The organism is Mycobacterium asiaticum (assembly GCF_001673315.1).
GTDB lineage: Bacteria > Actinomycetota > Actinomycetes > Mycobacteriales > Mycobacteriaceae > Mycobacterium > Mycobacterium asiaticum_B.
On the sequence record NZ_LZLQ01000029.1, the window covers coordinates 35,357 to 53,936 of the forward strand.

The window sequence follows — 18,580 nt, forward strand, 5'->3', positions numbered from 1 at the left end:
CAGGTTCGGCTGGACGGCCCGACGGCGGGTCTGATTCGTCGGTGCCGGCGGGCTCAATGGCGTTCAACACCAAGCACGACCAAGCAATCCTGCGGAAGGAAGTTGACCCCACATGTTCGAGACACCATTCACCATCGTCGGCCACGTCGTCACGGATCTTCAGCGCCGGCAAGTGGGCAATGAGGAATTGATCAAGTTTCGGGTAGCCAGCAATTCCCGCCGTCGCACCAGCGATGGCGGCTGGGAGCCGGGCAACTCGCTGTTCGTGACGGTCAACTGTTGGGGCCGGCTGGTCACCGGCGTAGGTGCTGCCCTAGGCAAAGGCGCACCGGTCATCGCGTACGGCCACGTCTACACCAGCGAGTACGAGGACCGTGACGGTAACCGCCGGTCGTCGGTGGAGATGCGGGCGATCGCGGTGGGCCCGGACCTGTCCCGCACCATCGCGCGCATCGAGCGGCCGCGCTACACCGGACCGGCTCCCGAGCAGGGTCCGGCCACCGATGTGACTACCAACGACACCGTTGCTACCGCCCCAGACCAGGCCGGAGACGTTGCCGCAGGACGGGCCGCGTTGCCACTGTCAGCCTAGTGTTTCCGGACGGTGCATAGGATGGGCCGCGGATATTTCCGAAAAGACCAGAAAGGCAACACCGCGGCATGGCTGAGTTCATCTACACGATGAAGAAGGTCCGCAAGGCGCACGGCGACAAGGTGATTCTCGACGATGTGACGTTGAGCTTCTACCCCGGCGCCAAGATCGGCGTCGTCGGCCCCAACGGGGCCGGAAAGTCGAGCGTCTTGCGGATCATGGCCGGACTGGACAAGCCGAACAACGGTGACGCCTTTCTGGCCAATGACGCGACCGTCGGCATCCTGCTGCAGGAGCCGCCGCTCAACGAGGAAAAGACGGTCCGCGGCAACGTCGAGGAGGGGCTCGGCGAGATCAAGGTCAAGCTCGACCGCTTCAACGAGGTCGCCGAGTTGATGGCCACCGATTACTCCGATGAGTTGATGGAGGAGATGGGCCGGCTGCAGGAGGACCTGGACCACGCCGACGCGTGGGACCTGGACTCCCAGCTCGAGCAGGCGATGGACGCGCTTCGGTGCCCACCGCCGGACGAGCCGGTGACAAACCTGTCCGGGGGTGAGCGCCGCCGCGTGGCGCTGTGCAAGTTGTTGCTTTCCAAGCCCGATTTGCTGCTGCTGGACGAGCCGACCAACCACCTGGACGCAGAAAGCGTGCAGTGGCTCGAGCAGCATCTGGCCAATTACGCCGGTGCGATCCTTGCCGTCACCCACGACCGGTACTTCCTGGACAACGTGGCCGAGTGGATTCTCGAACTGGACCGTGGCCGCGCCTATCCCTACGAAGGCAACTACTCGACCTACCTGGAGAAGAAGGCCGAGCGGATCGCGGTCCAGGGGCGCAAGGACGCCAAACTGCAGAAGCGCCTCCAAGAGGAGCTGGCCTGGGTCCGTTCCGGTGCGAAGGCCCGGCAGGCCAAGAGCAAGGCGCGGTTGCAGCGTTACGAGGAGATGGCTGCCGAGGCGGAGAAGACACGCAAGCTCGACTTCGAGGAGATTCAGATTCCGGTCGGGCCCCGCCTGGGCTCGGTAGTCGTCGAAGTCGACCACCTCGACAAGGGCTTTGAAGGCCGCACCCTGATCAAGGACCTGTCTTTCAGTCTGCCCCGCAACGGCATCGTCGGCGTCATCGGTCCCAACGGTGTCGGCAAGACGACGTTGTTCAAGACCATCGTCGGGCTGGAGGAGCCAGACAGCGGCACCGTGAAGGTCGGCGACACCGTCAAACTGAGTTACGTCGACCAAACCCGCGCCGGCATCGACCCCAAGAAGACGGTGTGGCAGGTGGTCTCCGATGGGCTGGACTACATCCAGGTCGGACAGACCGAGGTGCCGTCGCGCGCATACGTGTCGGCGTTCGGGTTCAAGGGCCCTGACCAGCAGAAACCAGCTGGGGTGCTGTCCGGTGGCGAGCGCAACCGGCTGAATCTGGCGCTCACCCTCAAACAAGGGGGCAATCTGATCCTGCTCGACGAGCCAACCAACGACCTGGACGTCGAAACACTGAGCTCGCTGGAGAACGCGCTGGTCAACTTCCCGGGGTGTGCGGTGGTGATTTCCCACGACCGCTGGTTCCTGGACCGCACCTGCACGCACATCCTGGCCTGGGAAGGTGACGCCGACAACGAGGCCAAGTGGTTCTGGTTCGAGGGCAACTTCGGTGCATACGAGGAGAACAAGCTGGAACGGCTGGGGGCCGACGCGGCGCGTCCGCACAGAGTGACCCACCGCAGGCTGACACGGGACTAATGTCGGCACTGCTCCACGACGATGCGGCCGGGTGGCCGCTGAGGAGTGGGGCGAATGTGAAACTGCTCCACGACGATGCGGCCGGGTGGCCGCTGAGGAGTGGGGCGAATGTGAGACTGCTCCACGACGATGCGGCCGGGTGGCCGCTGAGGAGTGGGGCGAATGTGAGACTGCTCCACGACGATGCGGCCAGGTGGAGCAAACGGCCCAGAAACCCAGCGGGAACCGTCGCGAGTGGGGAGCAATCGGAATGACGATCGATCCCGGAGCTAGAGAAGATGTCGCGGCGTGGAGCAACCTCACGCGCCGCGCCGGAGTGCCCGAGTGGGTCTCCAAGGCATACATCGACAGCTACCGGGGACCGCGCGACAAGCAACCGCCGGGTTCGCCGGACCCTGCCTCCGGGCTGGTGACGCCCGCGGTGGTGGATGCGCACCGCCGGCTCGCCGAGCACCGCCCGGCAGGTGAGAGCGCGGTAGCCGTCTACCCAGCCGACGACCCGGCCGGGTTCGGGCCCGCGCTGCAGGTGGTTACTGACCAAGGCAGCATGCTGATGGATTCGGTCACCGTCCTGCTGCACCGTCTCGGTCTGGCCTACACGGCCATCCTGACCCCCGTTTTCGATGTACGTCGCGACTCCGCGGGGGAGATTCAGCGGGTCGAACCAAAGCCGGCCGACTCGTCGCCCTACGTCGGCGAAGCCTGGATCCACGTCCAGCTGTCGCCGTCGGTGGACAGCAAAGTGCTCGCGGAGGCGCAGCGGCTGCTACCCAAGGTGCTCGCCGATGTGCGACGAGTCGCCTCCGACGCGTCGGCGATGATCTCCACCTTGAGCGAGGTGGCGGCCGACGTCGACCAAGATCCGCAAGGTCATTACCAGGCACCGGACCGGCAGGAAGTGGCGGCGCTGCTGCGCTGGCTGAATGACGGCAACTTCCTGCTGCTCGGTTATCAGCGCACCGAGGTGCAGGACGGCCTGGTCGTCGGTGACGGGTCAAGCGGGCTGGGTGTGCTGCGGGCCAGGTCGGGTACCCGGCCCCGGCTCACCGACGAATCCAAGCTGCTGGTTCTGGCGCAAGCGGCGGTGGGCAGCTATCTGCGCTACGGCGCCTACCCGTATGCCATCGCGGTGCGCGAATACGCCGACGGCGCCCGTGGCAATGCGGGCACGGTCTTCGAGCATCGCTTCGTCGGCTTGTTCACGGTCGCCGCGATGAACGCCGACGTGCTGGAGATCCCGACGATCTCGCACCGGGTACGCGACGCGCTCACCCTGGCCGGCAGCGACCCCAGCCACCCGGGCCAACTCTTGCTCGACGTCATCCAAACCGTCCCGCGTCCGGAGTTGTTCACGCTCAGCGCCGAGCGGTTGCTGACGATGGCCAAAGCCGTCGTGGACATGGGGTCCCAACGGCGTGCACTGTTGTTCCTGCGCGCCGACCGGTTGCAGTTCTTCGTCTCCTGCTTGGTGTACCTGCCCCGCGACCGTTACACCACCGCCGTACGTCTGCAGATCGAGGACATCCTGGTCCGCGAGTTCGGCGGCACCAGCTTGGAGTTCACCGCGCGGGTCAGTGAATCCCCTTGGGCATTAATGCATTTCATGGTGCGCCTACCGGAACGATCCGCCCCAGTCGATGTGTCGGAGGACAACCGGACCCGCATCCAGGCACTGCTCAGCGAGGCCGCCCGCACCTGGGGTGACCGGCTCACCGCCGCAGCACCCACGGATGCGGTCAGTCACGCCGACGCCGAGCACTACGCCAGCGCCTTCCCCGAGGCCTACAAGCAGGCAGTCACTCCCGCCGAAGCCATCGACGACATCGCCGTCATCAAAGAACTCAGCGATGATTCGGTCAAATTGGTCTTCTCCGACCGTGACGAGGACGGTGTCGCTCAACTGACCTGGTTCCTCGGCGGCCGCACCGCCTCGCTGAGTGAGCTACTGCCGATGCTGCAGAGCATGGGCGTCGTCGTGCTCGAAGAACGACCATTCACCGTCACCCGGCCCGACGGACTGCTGGTGTGGATCTATCAGTTCAAGATCGTGCCGCACCCCACCATCCCGTTGGCCGCCTCTGCCGCCGAACGCGAGGCGGGCGCACAACAATTCGCCGACGCCGTCACCGCCATCTGGCAGGGCCGGGTGGAAGTCGACCGGTTCAACGAACTGGTGATGCGCGCCGGGCTGAGCTGGCAGCAGGTCGTGCTGCTGCGCGCCTACGCAAAGTACTTGCGCCAAGCCAATTTTCCTTACAGTCAGTCCTACATCGAGTCAGTGCTCAACGACCATCCCTCGACGGCTCGATCGCTGGTCGCCCTATTCGAGGCGCTGTTTGATCCGGAGTCCTCGGGCAGCGGCCGGGACGCACAAGCCGCGGCGGCCGCCGTCGCCGCCGACATCGACGCGCTGGTTAGCCTGGACACCGACCGCATCCTGCGCGCGTTCGCCTCACTGGTCCAGGCCACGCTGCGCACCAATTACTTTGTCACGCGGGCTGATTCGGCTCGCAGCCGTGACGTGCTCTCGGTCAAGCTCAACGCGCAACTGATCGATGAGCTTCCGCTGCCTCGTCCCCAGTTCGAGATCTTCATCTACTCACCCCGCGTCGAGGGCGTGCACCTGCGGTTCGGCCCTGTCGCGCGTGGCGGTCTGCGCTGGTCTGACCGCCGCGACGACTTCCGCACCGAGATACTGGGGCTGGTCAAGGCGCAAGCGGTGAAGAATGCCGTCATCGTGCCGGTCGGAGCCAAGGGTGGATTCGTCGTCAAACGACCGCCGCTGCCCACCGGGGAGGCCGCGGCCGACCGTGACGCCACCCGCTCCGAAGGCGTTGCCTGCTATCAGCTGTTCATCTCCGGGCTGCTCGACGTCACCGACAACGTCGACCACGCCACCAAAGCCGTCCACCCGCCGCCGGGGGTGGTGCGTCGCGATGGCGACGACGCGTACCTGGTGGTGGCCGCGGACAAAGGCACCGCCACCTTCTCCGACATCGCCAACGACGTCGCCAAGTCCTACGGTTTCTGGCTCGGGGACGCGTTCGCCTCCGGCGGGTCGGTCGGCTACGACCACAAGGCCATGGGTATCACCGCCAAAGGCGCGTGGGAAGCGGTGAAGCGGCACTTCCGCGAGATCGGCGTCGACACCCAAAGTGAGGACTTCACCGTCGTCGGGGTAGGCGACATGAGCGGCGACGTATTCGGCAACGGGATGCTGTTGAGCAAGCACATCAGGTTGATCGCCGCCTTCGACCACCGGCATGTCTTCTTGGACCCCGACCCAGATGCGGCTTCGTCGTGGGTAGAGCGCAAGCGGATGTTCGACCTGCCCCGTTCCAGCTGGGACGACTACGACATGTCGCTGATCAGCGCCGGGGGCGGGGTGTACAGCCGCGAGCAGAAGGCCATCCCGGTCAGTGCGCAGGTCCGCGAAGCGCTTGGCATCGACGGTGACGTCACAGAAATGGCGCCGCCGGCCCTCATTCGGGCGATCCTGCAGGCGCCGGTCGACCTGCTCTTCAACGGCGGCATCGGGACCTACATAAAGGCCGAGGTGGAATCCGACGCTGATGTCGGCGATCGTGCGAATGATCCCGTGCGCGTCAACGGGAGCCAGGTGCGCGCCAAAGTCATCGGCGAGGGTGGCAACCTCGGCGTCACGTCGCTTGGCCGAGTGGAGTTCGACCTGTCCGGAGGCCGAATCAACACCGACGCGCTGGACAACTCCGCGGGCGTCGATTGCTCCGACCACGAGGTCAACATCAAGATCCTGATCGATTCACTGGTCACCGCCGGCAAGGTCAAAGCCGAAGAGCGCAAACAACTTCTCGAATCGATGACCGACGAGGTCGCCGTCCTGGTGCTCACCGACAATGAGGATCAGAACGACTTGATGGGCACCAGTCGCGCCAACGCGGCGAGCCTGCTCCCGGTGCACGCCGACCAGATCAAGTACCTGGTCGCCCAGCGCGGCGTCAACCGGGAACTGGAAGCCCTGCCGTCGGAAAAAGAGATCTCGCGACGGCTCGAGGCCGGCATCGGGCTCACCTCGCCCGAACTGGCGACGTTGATGGCGCACGTCAAACTGAGCCTCAAGGAAGAGGTGCTCAAGACCGAGCTGCCCGACCAGGACGTGTTCGCGTCCCGGTTGCCCTACTACTTCCCAGCGCCGCTGCGGGAACGGTTCACCCCGGAAATCCGGGGTCACCAGCTACGGCGCGAGATCGTCACCACGATGCTGATCAACGACTTGGTGGACACGGCGGGCATCAGCTATGCCTACCGGATCGCCGAAGACGTCGGCGTCGCGCCGCTCGACGCCGTGCGCACCTATGCGGCCACCAACGCCATCTTCGGCGTCGGGCACACCTGGCGGCGGATCCGTGCGTGCAATCTCCCGGTTGCGCTCTCCGACCGGCTGACCTTGGACACCCGCCGGCTGATCGACCGTGCCGGCCGCTGGCTGCTCAACTACCGTCCCCAGCCGCTGGCCGTAGGCGCCGAGATCAACCGATTCGCCGCGAAGGTCAGGGCGCTGACCCCGCACATGTCGGAATGGCTACGCGGCGACGACAAAGCGATCGTCGAAAAGGAAGCCGCGGAATTCACCGCGCAGGGCGCGCCGCCGGACCTGGCCTACCGGGTCGCGGTCGGCCTGTACCGCTACAGCCTGCTCGACATCATCGACATCGCCGACATCACTGAGATCGAGACAGCCGAGGTCGCCGACACCTATTTCGCGCTGATGGACCGGCTGGGCACCGACTCCCTGCTCACCGCGGTGTCCGAGCTGCCGCGCAATGACCGTTGGCATTCGTTGGCGCGCTTAGCGATCCGCGACGACATTTACGCCTCGTTGCGGTCGTTGTGCTTCGACGTGCTCGCGGCCGGCGAGCCGGACGAGAGCGGCGAGCAGAAGATCGTCGAATGGGAACACATCAGCGCGTCCCGAGTGGACCGGGCTCGCCGGACTCTCGACGAAATCCGGGAGAGTGGCGCGCGGGACCTCGCGACTCTGTCGGTGGCGGCGCGACAGATCCGCCGCATGACGCGCACCAGCGGACGGGGTTCTTCAGGGTGAGCATCGGATACGTCGCACCGGTGCCGGTGCGTTGGTCGGACATCGACATGTACCAGCACGTCAACCACGCCACCATGGTCACGATTCTGGAAGAGTCGCGCGTTCCATTTCTCAAGGAACCCTTCGGCGCCGACATCACCACTATCGGCCTGCTGATCGCCGACGTCCGCGTCACCTATAAAGATCAACTGCGCCTTGTCGATTCGCCGCTGCAGGTGACCATCTGGACCAAGCGGTTGCGGGCGGTCGACTTCACGCTGGGCTACGAAGTGCGTTCGGTGAACGCCGATCCGGAGTCCAAGCCGGCCGTCATCGCGGAGTCGCAACTGGCCGCCGTGCATATCAAAGAGCAGCGGCTGGTACGACTTTCACCGCATCATCGGGAGTATCTGCAGCGGTGGATCCGGTAGGGGAGCGCGGGCTGTGGCTGCCCGACGACGCCCACCGCGCGGACCTGGCCACCTTCGTCGACTACGCGTTGCGGCTCGACGACGCCGCGGTCATCCGGCTACGGGCCCGAGCGCCCGGACTGGTGACTGCTTGGGTGGCAACAGGTTTCGACGTGCTCGCCAGCCGCGTGGTGGCCGGTACGGTTCGGCCAGAAGACATGTCGGTCGGTGCGGACGCCTTGGCTCGCGGGCTGGCGGCTGCCCAGGCGCCCGAGGGTTACGTCGATCCCGGATTTGCGATGGATTCGGCGTGGCGGGGCGGGTTGCCCCCCGACTCGGGGTTCACCCATCTCGATGACATACCGGCCAAAGTGATCTTGGATCTGGCGCAAAGCGGTGCGCAATTGGCCAAGGAGCACGGCAGCGCGCACGGGCCACCGGTCTCGCTGCTGGACCAGGAGGTCATCGAGGTCAGCTCGGGCGAGTCGGTCGTCGGTCTGCCGATGCGCTGCGTATTCGCTTTGACGGCAATGGGTTTCCTGCCGCAATCGGCCGAGGCGTCTGACGATGGTGAGTTGATCAGGGTCCGGGTGCTCCCGGCCTGGCTGCGCGTCGACGCCCGTTTCGGCTCGGTCTACCGGCGGCGCGGCCCCGCGTCGGTGGTGTTGCGGTGAGGGCTTTCTAAGTGCTGTACACCGTCCACAACGGCAACACGGAGTTGAGGTGGTCCATGAACTTCTTCAGACCCACCCGATACTGCCCATAGCCGTAAGGGTCCTCCGCGTACTCGGGGAACGCGATCCCCAGTCCGAACAGGCCGGGCGCGATGATCCCGTTCTGCTGGTTGTAGTCCAACGGTCCCCACTGCGGTGTCGCCGGCAGCCTTCTGCGATCGAAACCGACGGTGTAGACAACGCGGTCACACTCGCCGAGTTTGGCTTCGAATTCGGGGCCGGACACCCAGCACCGTTCCAATCGGTCCGGATAAACCCCGTCGATGTTCTCCCGAGCCCAATCGGCCGCCCGCCCCTTTAGTCCGGTGTCGTCAAACAAGATCCAATCATCCAGGTAGACAGCGTATTTGAGTGGAGCGCGGTAGAAATTCACCACTTTCGCGACCGGATGACGCAAGAGATTGGGCAGCGCGATCATCGACGAGTGGGAAGAACCGAAGACGGCGACCGTCGCGCCGTCCAGCGACTCCTCGGCGAGCCTGTCCGGATCAAGAGCGACTTCCACCGGGATTTCGTCCAATTGCGGATAGTCCAGTTTCCGGGGCACCGCACCGACGGCAAGAATCACGTTGTCGGCGACGATCGTTTGGTTCTTGGTCTCGATCCGCCACCGTCTCTTCTCCAGATAGAGCGCGGTCGCCGTCGTCCGAAAGGTAGGTACCCGCTCGACCAGGTGATCGGTGATCCACAACAACGGGTCGGCCACCAGGGCGAGCGCGCATGTCTCGGGGGGATCGACTTCGCGCAGCGGCAGTGGTGGCGCCTCGCCAAACCGAAATGCGTTGGAGCCGTTGAGGTATTCCAAAAAGGTTGCCGCGACGGTATTGCTGGAGACCGACCGCCATTTCGCACCCACGTCGCCCGCGCCGAACGCCGGGTCGATCCAGGCGAGTTTCTCCTGCGGGATGCCGTGGTCCAGCAGGCGTCCCACCGCCGCGATTCCGGCGGGTCCCGCTCCGATCACTGCCCACGCGTAGGTCGTCATGCATCACCTATAGAGCAACGCGCCGCCGAAATTACGGCAACGCGCCGCCGAAAGTAGAGCAACTCGCCCCCGAAGGGGAAGCGGCCTCACGCCAGCCATGCCGCGCTGTCTGCCGGCAGCCTGCCGCCCACCAGGGGCGCGCTGGTCAGCAGCACCTCTCCGGGCGGCAAGGCGACGGGGCGGTCGCCGGCGTTCAACACGCAGACCAGGCCGCCGCCGCGGCGCCGGAAGGTCACCGCATCTGGCGGCGAGGAAAGCCAGTCGATCGCCGTGCCGTCGAATTCGGCGCGGGATTTACGCAATTGGATGATGTGCTGGAAGAACGACAACGTCGAATCGGGTTCGCTGCTTTGCTTCTCGACGGTCAGTGAAGCCCAGTCGGAAGGCATCGGGAGCCAGGTGTGGGAATTCGTGGAGAACCCGAACGGCGGCGCATCGCCTGACCACGGCAGCGGAACCCGGCACCGATCACGGCCCCGTTCGGTGCGCCCCGAGCGTTCCCACGTCGGGTCCTGCAGGACCTCGTCGGGAAGGTCCACGTCGGGCAGACCCAGCTCCTCACCGTTGTAGATGAACACCGCGCCGGGCAGGGCGAGCATCAGCATGGCGATGGCCTTCGCCCGAGCCAGACCCACCTCGCCGCCCCCGTATCGAGTGACTTCGCGGCCCACATCGTGGTTGGACAGCGTCCACGTTGGCGTGGCGCTTTCCAGTGCCGCGGCCGCCAGCGAGTTCTGCACCGCCAAACGGATCTCGGTGGCGTCGAAGTCGGTGCGGGTGAGCCGAAAGTTGAAGCCGAGATGCAGCTCATCTGAACGTACGTATTCGGCCCATTGCGCGTTGTCGTGGACCCACACTTCGCCGACAGTCACCGCTTCGGGATAGTCGTCCATGACGGTGCGGATGTCGCGGTGGATCGCGTGCACATGCGGTCGGTTGAACCGCGGGTCCTCGTCGTTGTGCCGCAGGATCTCGACGGTGGCATCCGGGGCATCCGGCAAGCCGGCCGGCTTGGCCATACCGTGCGCAACGTCGATGCGGAACCCGTCCACACCGCGTTCCAGCCAGAAACGCAGCGTCTTCTCGAAGTCGTCGAAGATCTCCGGGTTGTCCCAGTTCAGATCCGGCTGTTCGGCATCGAACAGGTGCAGGTACCACTGGCCCGGGTTGCCGTCCGGCTCGATCACCCGGGTCCAAGCCGGCCCGCCGAACACCGACTCCCAATTGTTGGGCGGCAGCGAACCATCCGGTCCGCGGCCATCGCGGAAAAAATACCGCTCACGCGCCGCGGTGCTGGGCCTGGCGGCCAGCGCGGCCTGAAACCAGGGGTGTTGGGAGCTGGTGTGGTTGGGCACCACGTCCATCGTGACCTTGATGTTCCGGGCGTGCGCGGCGGCGATCAGCCGCTCGAAAGCGGCCATCCCGCCGAACAGCGGGTCGATGTCCCGCGGGTCGGCGACGTCGTAGCCGTGGTCGGCCATCGGGGACACGGTGACCGGGTTGACCCAGATCGCGTCCACGCCGAGCCGCTCCAGATGATCCAGTCGGCCGGCCAGACCGTTGAGGTCGCCGACGCCGTCGCCGTCGCTGTCAGCGAACGAGCGCGGATACACCTGGTAGAACACCGCGGACTGCCACCACGCCTGTGCCGCCTGGTCGGCCATCAGAACGTCGCGTTGACGAGGGAGTGTGCCGCCATCTCGAGATACTGGAGTAGCTGGCGCCGGTGCTCGTCGTCGAGGGTCTGTGAGTCGATGGACGCGACCGCGGTGTGCATACACCGCAGCCAGGCGTCACGTTCCAGGGCAGTGATCCGGAACGGCACGTGGCGCATCCGCAGGCGAGGGTGTCCGCGCTGCTCGGAGTAGGTCCGCGGGCCGCCCCAGTACTGCTCGAGGAACATCCGCAGCCGCTCTTCGGCGCCCGTCAGATCTTCTTCCGGATACAGCGGACGCAGAATTTCATCCTCGGCGACCTGCTGGTAGAAGCGCGAGACAATCGCGTCGAAGGTCTGGGCCCCGCCGATGGCGTCGTAGAAAGACTCTGTTGTTTGATCCATCGCTCTCCATTGTGAGGCACCGGCAACTGCGGCCGCGAAGCTCCGTGTATTCACCGGATAGACACGCGTGCCCCCGGCAATAGGCGTGCGATCGGCAGCAAATCGTGGTGAACTGTCGGCGGAGGATTTATGGCGCAGCGCAACAAACGCCGCAGCCACCGCATATCCGGTGCCGCGGCAACTGGACTAGGGCCTGCGACTGCGCCATCGCTACACAGCGTCGACACCCACCCGCCTTCCCGCAACGAGAACGCATCGATCTGGAACCGCCGGCGGGTGCTGCTGCTGAACTCCACCTACGAACCCCTCACCGCACTGCCGATGCGCCGCGCCATCGTCATGTTGATCTGCGGCAAGGCCGACGTGGTGCACGACGACCCGGCCGGCTCCGTCATCCATTCCGCGACCCGGTCCATCGCCGTGCCGTCCGTCATCCAATTGCGGTCCTACGTTCGGGTGCCCTATCGAGCCCGGGTGCCGATGACGCGGGCCGCGCTGATGCATCGCGACCGGTTCTGCTGCGCCTACTGCGGAGCCAAGGCCGACACCGTCGACCATGTGGTGCCGCGCAGTCGCGGAGGTGACCACTCGTGGGAGAACTGCGTCGCGTGCTGCTCGACGTGCAACCACCGCAAGGGCGACAAGCTGCTCAGTGAACTGGGCTGGGCGTTGCGGCGGGCTCCGCTCCCGCCGACCGGCCAGCACTGGCGGCTGCTGTCAACGGTCAAGGACCTGGATCCGTCGTGGGCGCGCTACCTCGGGGAGGGCGCCGCCTAGCCCGCAACGCTCGGGTATTTCGGGTCCTAGGTGTCCCGGTTTAACCCCGGGTGGGATACGGTTTGCCTCGTGAACGCTATGCAGACTCACCTGCTGTTGGTAGGTGTCCCGTTGTTGCTGGTGGTGGTACTGGGGCTGCTGACCTTGACCCGCAAGGGGCCGCACCCGAAGAGCTATGACCTGTCGGAGAAGTGGACACACGCGCCGATTCTGTGGGCTGCCACCGACGAGGCTGTCGGTGGATCCCACGGTGGGCACGGCAGGTCGGAGTTCACTGTTGGAGGTGGCGCAAGTGGCACATGGTGAAGTCGCGACGATCGACCCCGCCGACCTGCCGCGGGGCTGGGTGCTCACTACGAGCGGGCGGGTTTCGGGAGTCACCGAGCCGGGCGAGCTCTCCGTGCACTACCCGTTCTCGATCAAAGAGCTTGTCGCCGTGGACGATGCGCTGAAGTACGCGTCGCGGAAGTCGAAGGCGCGGTTCGCCGTCTACCTGGGTGACCTGGGTAGCGACACCGCTGCTCGGGCTCGGGAACTCCTGGCCAAGGTCCCGACGCCCAACAACGCGGTGCTGCTCGCGGTCTCGCCGGACCAGAGTGTGATCGAGGTTGTGTACGGCTCCGAGGTGCGTGGCCGGGGTGCCGAATCAGCGGCCCCACTCGGCGTCGCTGCCGCATCGTCAGCCTTCGAGCAGGGTCACCTGGTCGACGGGTTGGTCAGCGCGATTCGAGTGCTCAGCGGGGGGATTTCGCCGGCTTAGTCGCCGGAGTGGGCAGCGCGCTCGTGCCACGGTGAAGACCTATGAGACGCGGTGGCACGAGAACGCCGCACGCCGGGCGGTTGCGCCCGAGGTCATCGTGGAGATCGCCGGACAGCACGGGATCGACGCGACGGCCTTTGGTCTTCTCGACCGCTTCGAAGAGATCACCGATTCGCACGGCAAGTCCTTCTTCCTCGTTCCGCCCGGAACCGGCGGCAACGATGTCCGCCGGGCAGTCCTGCTGACGTACGTGCTCAACGCGGGCACCGACTACGGCAAGGCAGGCGAGCGTGCGGGAGTGATCAACGATTTCGCGGAGGTGGCGTACTGCCCCGACGAGGTCAGGCGAATCGCGCAGCGACAGCGGGCTAACAGTTGGAGCTATCAGCGGGACGTCCGCTTCGTCCACCGCAACGGCGGTCGCCTGATGACGACGCCCAATGGGATATTGCTCGGCGCCGGCGGCAACTGGCTTCAGCGGCTGTTCAGCCAGCGGGGCGGCACCACCTGGGGTGACATCTTCATGCTCAACACCGCCCCGGGAGTTGACCCCGCTGCGACATTGCGCGGCATTGTCCAATCGGGCGACGGCGACCTCGCGCTGGACCGACTCCTACACCACGAGGAACGGCACAGCGCGCAATGGGCCGCGTTGGGATACGCGGGCATGCTGCGGTCCTATAGCTGGGAGTTGTTCCGCGAGTTGGTCTTTCACAAACCTAACCGGCTGGAGGTACAGGCCGGTCTACGCGACGGCGGCTACCGGTGATCGTCGGCATCGAACTTGCGTGCCCGCAGTGACCGCTTCACCCCGGCCTGCCCCTCCAGTACCAGCCGTCGCAGCGACGGCGGCACCTCGGATTCAGGTGCTTGGAGGAAGGAGTCCGCAGCAGCAATCGCCTCTTCGCTGATGTCCCAGTGCGGGTACAGCCCGATCACTACCGATTGCGCCACTTCGCTCGACCGTCGCGCCCACACGCCCGGGATGACCTGGAAGTAGCGGGCGGTGAACGGTTTGAGCAGTTCGGCCTGCCCCGGGGCGGCGATGCCGGCAATCATTGCCCGACTCATCGCGTTGGCCAGAGTGTCGTCCTCGACCACCGTGGTGAACGCGTTCTGCTTGACCTCGAGTTGCGGCCGGGCCGCCGCCGCCTGGGCGCCGTGCCGTCTGCCTGCTGCCGTCCGGTCGCTTTGCATCTCCGAGTCGATGCGCGGCGATTCCGGGCCGTCGGCGTCGATCGCGCCCGCGGTGGCCAACGCGATGACCGCGCGCCAACGCAGGTCGGTGTCGACATTCAGGCCCGCCAATCCCTGCTCGGCCGGGTCCCCGTCGAGCAGCGCCGACAGCACGTCGACATGCCGCGCTGACAACACCGACGTGCACAGCGCATTGACGAATACCAGTTGATGATCAGAGCCGGGTTCCGCGCCGCGCGCCAACTCCAGCAACCGGTCGGCGAGCAGCGGCCACCCGTGCTCGCGCGCCCACCTCGGCTCGGCGTACGAACCCACCGCGGTCTGCGCCTGTAACAGCAACCGCTGTGCGACCGTCACCTCGGTCTCGGCCTGAATCCCGCCCAACACCAGCGTCACGAAATCCCGGGCGCGCAGTTCGGCCTCGCGCGTCATCTCCCACGCGGCCGACCAGACCAGCGAACGCGGCAACGGCTCGGCGATGTCGGCAATGCGCTGCAATGCGGTCTGCAGTGATTCGGGGTCCAGGCGTAGCGAGCAATACGTGAAATCGTCGTCGTTGACCAGAACCAGCTTGCCGCGGGAAACCCCAACCAACGCAGGAACATCGGTGTCGGCCCCATCGACGTCCAGTTCCTCTCGGTGGACCCGGACCAGCTTGCCGGCGCCGTCATCGTCATAGATACCGACGGCAACGCGGTGCACCCGGGTCTCACCGTTACCGGGCGCAGCGCCGCTTTGATTGACTGCGAACCGGGTGAACTTGCCGTCGGCGTCGACGTCGAAGTCCGGACGCAATGTGTTGAGCCCGGTGGTTTTCAACCATTGCTGCCCCCAATTCGACAGGTCGCGACCGGACGCCTTCTCCAATGCGGAGAGCAGATCGCTGAAGGTCGCGTTGCCGAATGCGTGGGCATGGAAGTAGTCGCGAAGTCCGGCCAGGAAATGGTCGAGGCCAACGTAGGCGACGAGTTGCTTGAGCACCGAGGCGCCCTTCGCGTACGTGATGCCGTCGAAGTTCACCTCCACCGCGTGCAGATCGGGGATGTCCGCGGCGATGGGGTGGGTGGAGGGCAGCTGGTCCTGACGATATGCCCACGACTTCTCCACGGTCGCAAAGGTTGTCCACGCCTCGGTGTATTCGGTCGACTCGGCCTGGCACAGCACGGAGGCGAAGGTGGCGAAAGATTCGTTGAGCCACAAGTCATCCCACCACGTCATGGTGACCAGGTCTCCGAACCACATATGGGCCATCTCATGCAGCACCGTCTCGGCCCGCCGCTCGTAGGATGCGCGGGTCACCTTGCTGCGGAAGACGTAGTCTTCCAGGAATGTCACCGCTCCCGCGTTTTCCATTGCGCCGGCGTTGAATTCGGGCACGAACAGCTGGTCATACTTGCCGAAGGCGTAGGGAATGCCGAAGTTCTCGTGGTAGAAACCGAAGCCCTGCTTGGTTTCGGTGAACAGCCGCTCGGCATCCATGTGCGGCGCCAGGGAGGACCGGCAGTAGATACCCAACGGGATGTCGCCGTGCTTGTCGCTATAGGTGTCGTTCCACACCGCATAGGGGCCGGCCACCAAGGCCACCAGGTAGGTGCTCATCCGCGGGGTGGTGGCAAAGGTGTGGATGCTGGCCGCCTCGCGGTCCTCGACCGACACCGGTGCGCCGTTGGACACCACTTTCCAGTGCTTGGGCGCCGTCACCTGAATGTCGAAGGTGGCCTTCAGGTCCGGCTGATCGAAGCAGGCGAACATTCGTTTGGCGTCGGCGGTTTCGAATTGCGAGTACAGGTATGTCTCGTCGTCGACCGGGTCGACGAATCGGTGCAGGCCCTCGCCGGTGTTGGAGTAGCGGCAGTCGGCGTCCACCACAACCACGTTGCGATCGGCCAGGCCGCGCAACGCGATACCGGTCGACTCGTCGTATGCCGACACGTCGAGGTCTTGACCGTTGAGGCTGGCGCTGTGAATGGTGTCGGCGGCCAGGTCGATTACCGTGTCGGCGCCTGCCAGCGCGTCGAACACCACGGTGGTGGTGGACCGAAACTTGCGTTCGCCGGGATTACCTGAGCCATCGGTGACGTCGAGGTTGATCTGGTAGCTGTGCACAGTGACCAGCGCGGCGCGTTCGACCGCCTGGTCCCGGGTGAGGTTGGGTAGGGCCACACGATCCAACATATCGGCTGGGAACAGTCGGGACGTGGCTGCGGTTGTGTCTGAGCGGACTGTCCGATGTGTCGACGAGAGGACGCGGTAATGGCCGAGAAGTCTGTGGCGGGGTTTTGGTTCGATCCGCTCTGTCCGTGGTGCTGGATCACCTCCAGGTGGATCCTCGAGGTGGCGAAGGTGCGCGACATCGAGGTCAACTGGCACGTCATGAGTTTGGCGGTGCTCAACGAGAACCGCGAAGGGCTGCCCGATCAGTATCGGGAAATGATGACGAAGGCGTGGGGGCCGGTGCGGGTGGCCATCGCCGCTGAGCAGGCGCACGGGCCGGAGGTGCTCGAACCGCTCTACACCGCGATGGGAACCCGGATTCATAACGAAGGCAACAAGGACCTCGACGAGGTCATCAAGCTGTCGCTGGCCGACGCCGGCCTGCCGGCCGAATTGGCCGAGGCCGCCTCCACCGATGCCTACGACGAAGCACTGCGTAAGAGCCATCACGCCGGTATGGACGCGGTCGGACCAGACGTCGGTACGCCGACGATCCACGTCAACGGGGTGGCGTTCTTCGGTCCGGTGATCTCCAAGATCCCGCGCGGCGAAGAGGCCGGCAAGCTCTGGGATGCGTCGGTGACCTTCGCGTCCTACCCGCACTTCTTCGAACTCAAGCGCACGCGTACCGAGCCTCCGCAGTTCGACTAGACAGTGCGAATGGAGGCGTTGCCGCCGATCTGATGCACAATGTCCGGCATGCGCGTCTACCTGGGTGCCGATCACGCCGGCTTCGAACTCAAGCAACAGATCTTCGAGCACCTGAAGAAAACCGGTCACGAGCCGATCGACTGCGGCGCGTTCAGTTACGACGCCGAGGACGATTACCCCGCGTTCTGTATCGCCGCAGCGGCGCGCACGGTCGCCGACCCGGACAGCCTGGGCATCGTGCTGGGCGGGTCGGGTAACGGCGAACAGATCGCCGCGAACAAGGTGCCGGGCGCGCGCTGTGCGCTGGCATGGAGCGTTGAAACCGCATCGCTGGCCCGCCAGCACAACAACGCTCAGTTGATCGGCATTGGTGGACGCATGCACAGTGTGGCCGACGCACTGGCCATCGTCGACGCCTTCGTGTCCACACCCTGGTCGAAAGTCGAACGCCACCAACGCCGTATCGACATTCTGGCCGAATACGAACGGACCCACGAAGCGCCGCCGGTGCCCGGTCAAGGAGGCTAACGGCCGGTGCCTGAAGGCCACACGCTGCACCGGCTGGCCCGGTTGCACCAACGCCGCTTTGCCGGTCGCGCGGTCGCAGTATCCAGCCCGCAGGGACGCTTCGCCGATGCTGCCGCGGTGAACGGTCGAGTGCTGCGACGCGCCAGCGCATGGGGCAAGCACCTCTTCCACCACTACGACGGCGGCCGGATCGTGCATGTGCACCTAGGCCTCTACGGCGCCTTCACGGAATGGGAACGCCACGACGGCGAAGTATTACCCGAACCGGTCGGACAGGTCCGGATGCGCATGGTCGGCACCGAATACGGCACCGATCTGCGCGGGCCGACGGTGTGTGAGGTTCTCGATGCGGCTGAAGTGGACGCTGTGGTCGCCCGACTGGGGCCTGATCCGTTGCGCGCCGATGCCGACGCGGCGTGGCCGTGGTCGCGGATCAGTAAGTCGCGCAGACCTATCGGTGCCCTGCTGATGGATCAGACGGTTATCGCGGGGGTGGGCAATGTCTACCGCAACGAGTTGTTGTTCCGCCACGGCATCGATCCCTACCGGCCCGGTCAGAAGGTGACTGATGCGGAGTTCGCCGCCGCGTGGGCCGACTTGCTCGCGCTGATGAAGGTCGGTCTGCGCCGCGGAAAGATCATCGTGGTCCGGCCCGAGCACGACAACGGGGCGCCTTCCTACGCGCCCGGACGGCCTCGGACCTATGTGTACCGGCGGGCCGGTGATCCGTGCCGCGTGTGTGGAGAGATCATCCGTACCGCGGTGCTCGAAGGCCGCAACGTGTTTTGGTGCCCGAATTGCCAAACATGACTGGTGGACGCCACACGACAATCATGACGAGGGTGCGGCTCACGTCGTAAGTGCGT

16 protein-coding genes are annotated in these 18,580 nt (G+C 65.4%); 12 read left to right on the forward strand and 4 right to left on the reverse strand.

Features of this window, described 5'->3' with window-relative positions; all coding sequences use genetic code 11:
• Positions 1–112: 112 nt before the first annotated feature.
• The 5 genes from A5636_RS05285 (at position 113) to A5636_RS05310 (ending at position 8,483) form a co-directional block, all read left to right on the forward strand.
• Positions 113–592, forward strand: a complete 480-nt coding sequence (locus A5636_RS05285) for a single-stranded DNA-binding protein (RefSeq protein ID WP_065157653.1) — start codon at positions 113–115, stop codon at positions 590–592.
• Positions 593–660: 68 nt separating this feature from the next.
• Positions 661–2,337, forward strand: coding sequence for an energy-dependent translational throttle protein EttA (gene ettA, locus A5636_RS05290; RefSeq protein WP_065157654.1), 1,677 nt, complete (start codon positions 661–663; stop codon positions 2,335–2,337).
• Between the two features lie 250 nt (positions 2,338–2,587).
• The gene (locus tag A5636_RS05300) at positions 2,588–7,420 is read left to right on the forward strand and encodes an NAD-glutamate dehydrogenase (protein ID WP_065157656.1); all 4,833 of its coding nucleotides are present in this window, start codon (positions 2,588–2,590) and stop codon (positions 7,418–7,420) included.
• A complete protein-coding gene (locus tag A5636_RS05305; protein WP_065157657.1) occupies positions 7,417–7,830 on the forward strand; it encodes an acyl-CoA thioesterase in 414 nt (137 codons plus the stop codon). Before A5636_RS05300 ends, A5636_RS05305 begins: the two co-directional genes overlap by 4 nt.
• On the forward strand, positions 7,818–8,483 hold the full coding sequence (locus tag A5636_RS05310) for a hypothetical protein (RefSeq protein ID WP_065157658.1): 666 nt from the start codon (positions 7,818–7,820) through the stop codon (positions 8,481–8,483). Before A5636_RS05305 ends, A5636_RS05310 begins: the two co-directional genes overlap by 13 nt.
• Positions 8,484–8,490: 7 nt before the next feature.
• Here the strand turns inward: A5636_RS05310 and A5636_RS05315 are convergent, their stop codons facing one another.
• From A5636_RS05315 to A5636_RS05325, 3 genes are all read right to left on the reverse strand, one after another.
• Complete coding sequence (locus A5636_RS05315) at positions 8,491–9,507, reverse strand: FAD/NAD(P)-binding protein (RefSeq protein WP_065157673.1); 1,017 nt, start codon at positions 9,505–9,507, stop codon at positions 8,491–8,493.
• A gap of 107 nt (positions 9,508–9,614) precedes the next feature.
• Positions 9,615–11,192 (reverse strand): glycoside hydrolase family 13 protein, encoded by a 1,578-nt coding sequence (locus A5636_RS05320; protein WP_065157659.1) that lies wholly within the window; start codon positions 11,190–11,192, stop codon positions 9,615–9,617.
• Positions 11,192–11,587 (reverse strand): globin, encoded by a 396-nt coding sequence (locus tag A5636_RS05325; protein WP_065157660.1) that lies wholly within the window; start codon positions 11,585–11,587, stop codon positions 11,192–11,194. The genes A5636_RS05320 and A5636_RS05325 overlap by 1 nt, the downstream gene beginning before the upstream one ends.
• Positions 11,588–11,716: 129 nt before the next feature.
• Here A5636_RS05325 and A5636_RS05330 point away from each other — a divergent pair, with 129 nt between their 5' ends.
• From A5636_RS05330 to A5636_RS05345, 4 genes are all read left to right on the forward strand, one after another.
• Positions 11,717–12,364, forward strand: a complete 648-nt coding sequence (locus A5636_RS05330; protein ID WP_065157661.1) for an HNH endonuclease — start codon at positions 11,717–11,719, stop codon at positions 12,362–12,364.
• 78 nt (positions 12,365–12,442) lie between these two features.
• Positions 12,443–12,670, forward strand: coding sequence for an aa3-type cytochrome oxidase subunit CtaJ (gene ctaJ / locus A5636_RS26775; protein WP_065157662.1), 228 nt, complete (start codon positions 12,443–12,445; stop codon positions 12,668–12,670).
• Positions 12,657–13,124: a DUF5130 domain-containing protein gene (locus A5636_RS05340; protein ID WP_065157663.1), complete on the forward strand. Its 468-nt coding sequence runs from the start codon at positions 12,657–12,659 to the stop codon at positions 13,122–13,124. Before ctaJ ends, A5636_RS05340 begins: the two co-directional genes overlap by 14 nt.
• A gap of 31 nt (positions 13,125–13,155) precedes the next feature.
• Positions 13,156–13,893: a hypothetical protein gene (locus A5636_RS05345; RefSeq protein WP_065157664.1), complete on the forward strand. Its 738-nt coding sequence runs from the start codon at positions 13,156–13,158 to the stop codon at positions 13,891–13,893.
• Here A5636_RS05345 and pepN read toward each other — a convergent pair.
• Positions 13,884–16,484 carry an aminopeptidase N gene (pepN, locus tag A5636_RS05350; protein WP_065157674.1) on the reverse strand — a complete coding sequence of 867 codons (2,601 nt, stop codon included), beginning with the start codon at positions 16,482–16,484 and terminating at the stop codon, positions 13,884–13,886. The genes A5636_RS05345 and pepN overlap by 10 nt on opposite strands.
• Positions 16,485–16,574: 90 nt before the next feature.
• Between pepN and A5636_RS05355 the strand changes: the two genes are divergently transcribed.
• Genes A5636_RS05355 through A5636_RS05365 form a run of 3 tightly spaced genes read left to right on the forward strand, consistent with a single transcriptional unit; the run spans position 16,575 to position 18,524 of the window.
• The gene (locus tag A5636_RS05355; protein ID WP_065157665.1) at positions 16,575–17,186 is read left to right on the forward strand and encodes an Rv2466c family mycothiol-dependent reductase; all 612 of its coding nucleotides are present in this window, start codon (positions 16,575–16,577) and stop codon (positions 17,184–17,186) included.
• 48 nt (positions 17,187–17,234) lie between these two features.
• A complete protein-coding gene (locus A5636_RS05360) occupies positions 17,235–17,714 on the forward strand; it encodes a ribose-5-phosphate isomerase (protein WP_065157675.1) in 480 nt (159 codons plus the stop codon).
• 6 nt (positions 17,715–17,720) lie between these two features.
• Positions 17,721–18,524: an Fpg/Nei family DNA glycosylase gene (locus A5636_RS05365; RefSeq protein WP_065157666.1), complete on the forward strand. Its 804-nt coding sequence runs from the start codon at positions 17,721–17,723 to the stop codon at positions 18,522–18,524.
• Positions 18,525–18,580 lie beyond the last annotated feature (56 nt).

Coding starts and splice junctions, on each gene's coding strand:
- A5636_RS05320 (WP_065157659.1), bottom strand. CDS start 11,192: ATGGCCGACCAGGCGGCACAGGCGTGGTGGCAGTCCGCGGTGTTCTAC.
- A5636_RS05330 (WP_065157661.1), top strand. CDS start 11,717: ATGGCGCAGCGCAACAAACGCCGCAGCCACCGCATATCCGGTGCCGCG.
- A5636_RS05360 (WP_065157675.1), top strand. CDS start 17,235: ATGCGCGTCTACCTGGGTGCCGATCACGCCGGCTTCGAACTCAAGCAA.
- A5636_RS05300 (WP_065157656.1), top strand. CDS start 2,588: ATGACGATCGATCCCGGAGCTAGAGAAGATGTCGCGGCGTGGAGCAAC.
- ettA (WP_065157654.1), top strand. CDS start 661: ATGGCTGAGTTCATCTACACGATGAAGAAGGTCCGCAAGGCGCACGGC.
- A5636_RS05325 (WP_065157660.1), bottom strand. CDS start 11,587: ATGGATCAAACAACAGAGTCTTTCTACGACGCCATCGGCGGGGCCCAG.
- ctaJ (WP_065157662.1), top strand. CDS start 12,443: ATGCAGACTCACCTGCTGTTGGTAGGTGTCCCGTTGTTGCTGGTGGTG.
- A5636_RS05355 (WP_065157665.1), top strand. CDS start 16,575: ATGGCCGAGAAGTCTGTGGCGGGGTTTTGGTTCGATCCGCTCTGTCCG.
- A5636_RS05285 (WP_065157653.1), top strand. CDS start 113: ATGTTCGAGACACCATTCACCATCGTCGGCCACGTCGTCACGGATCTT.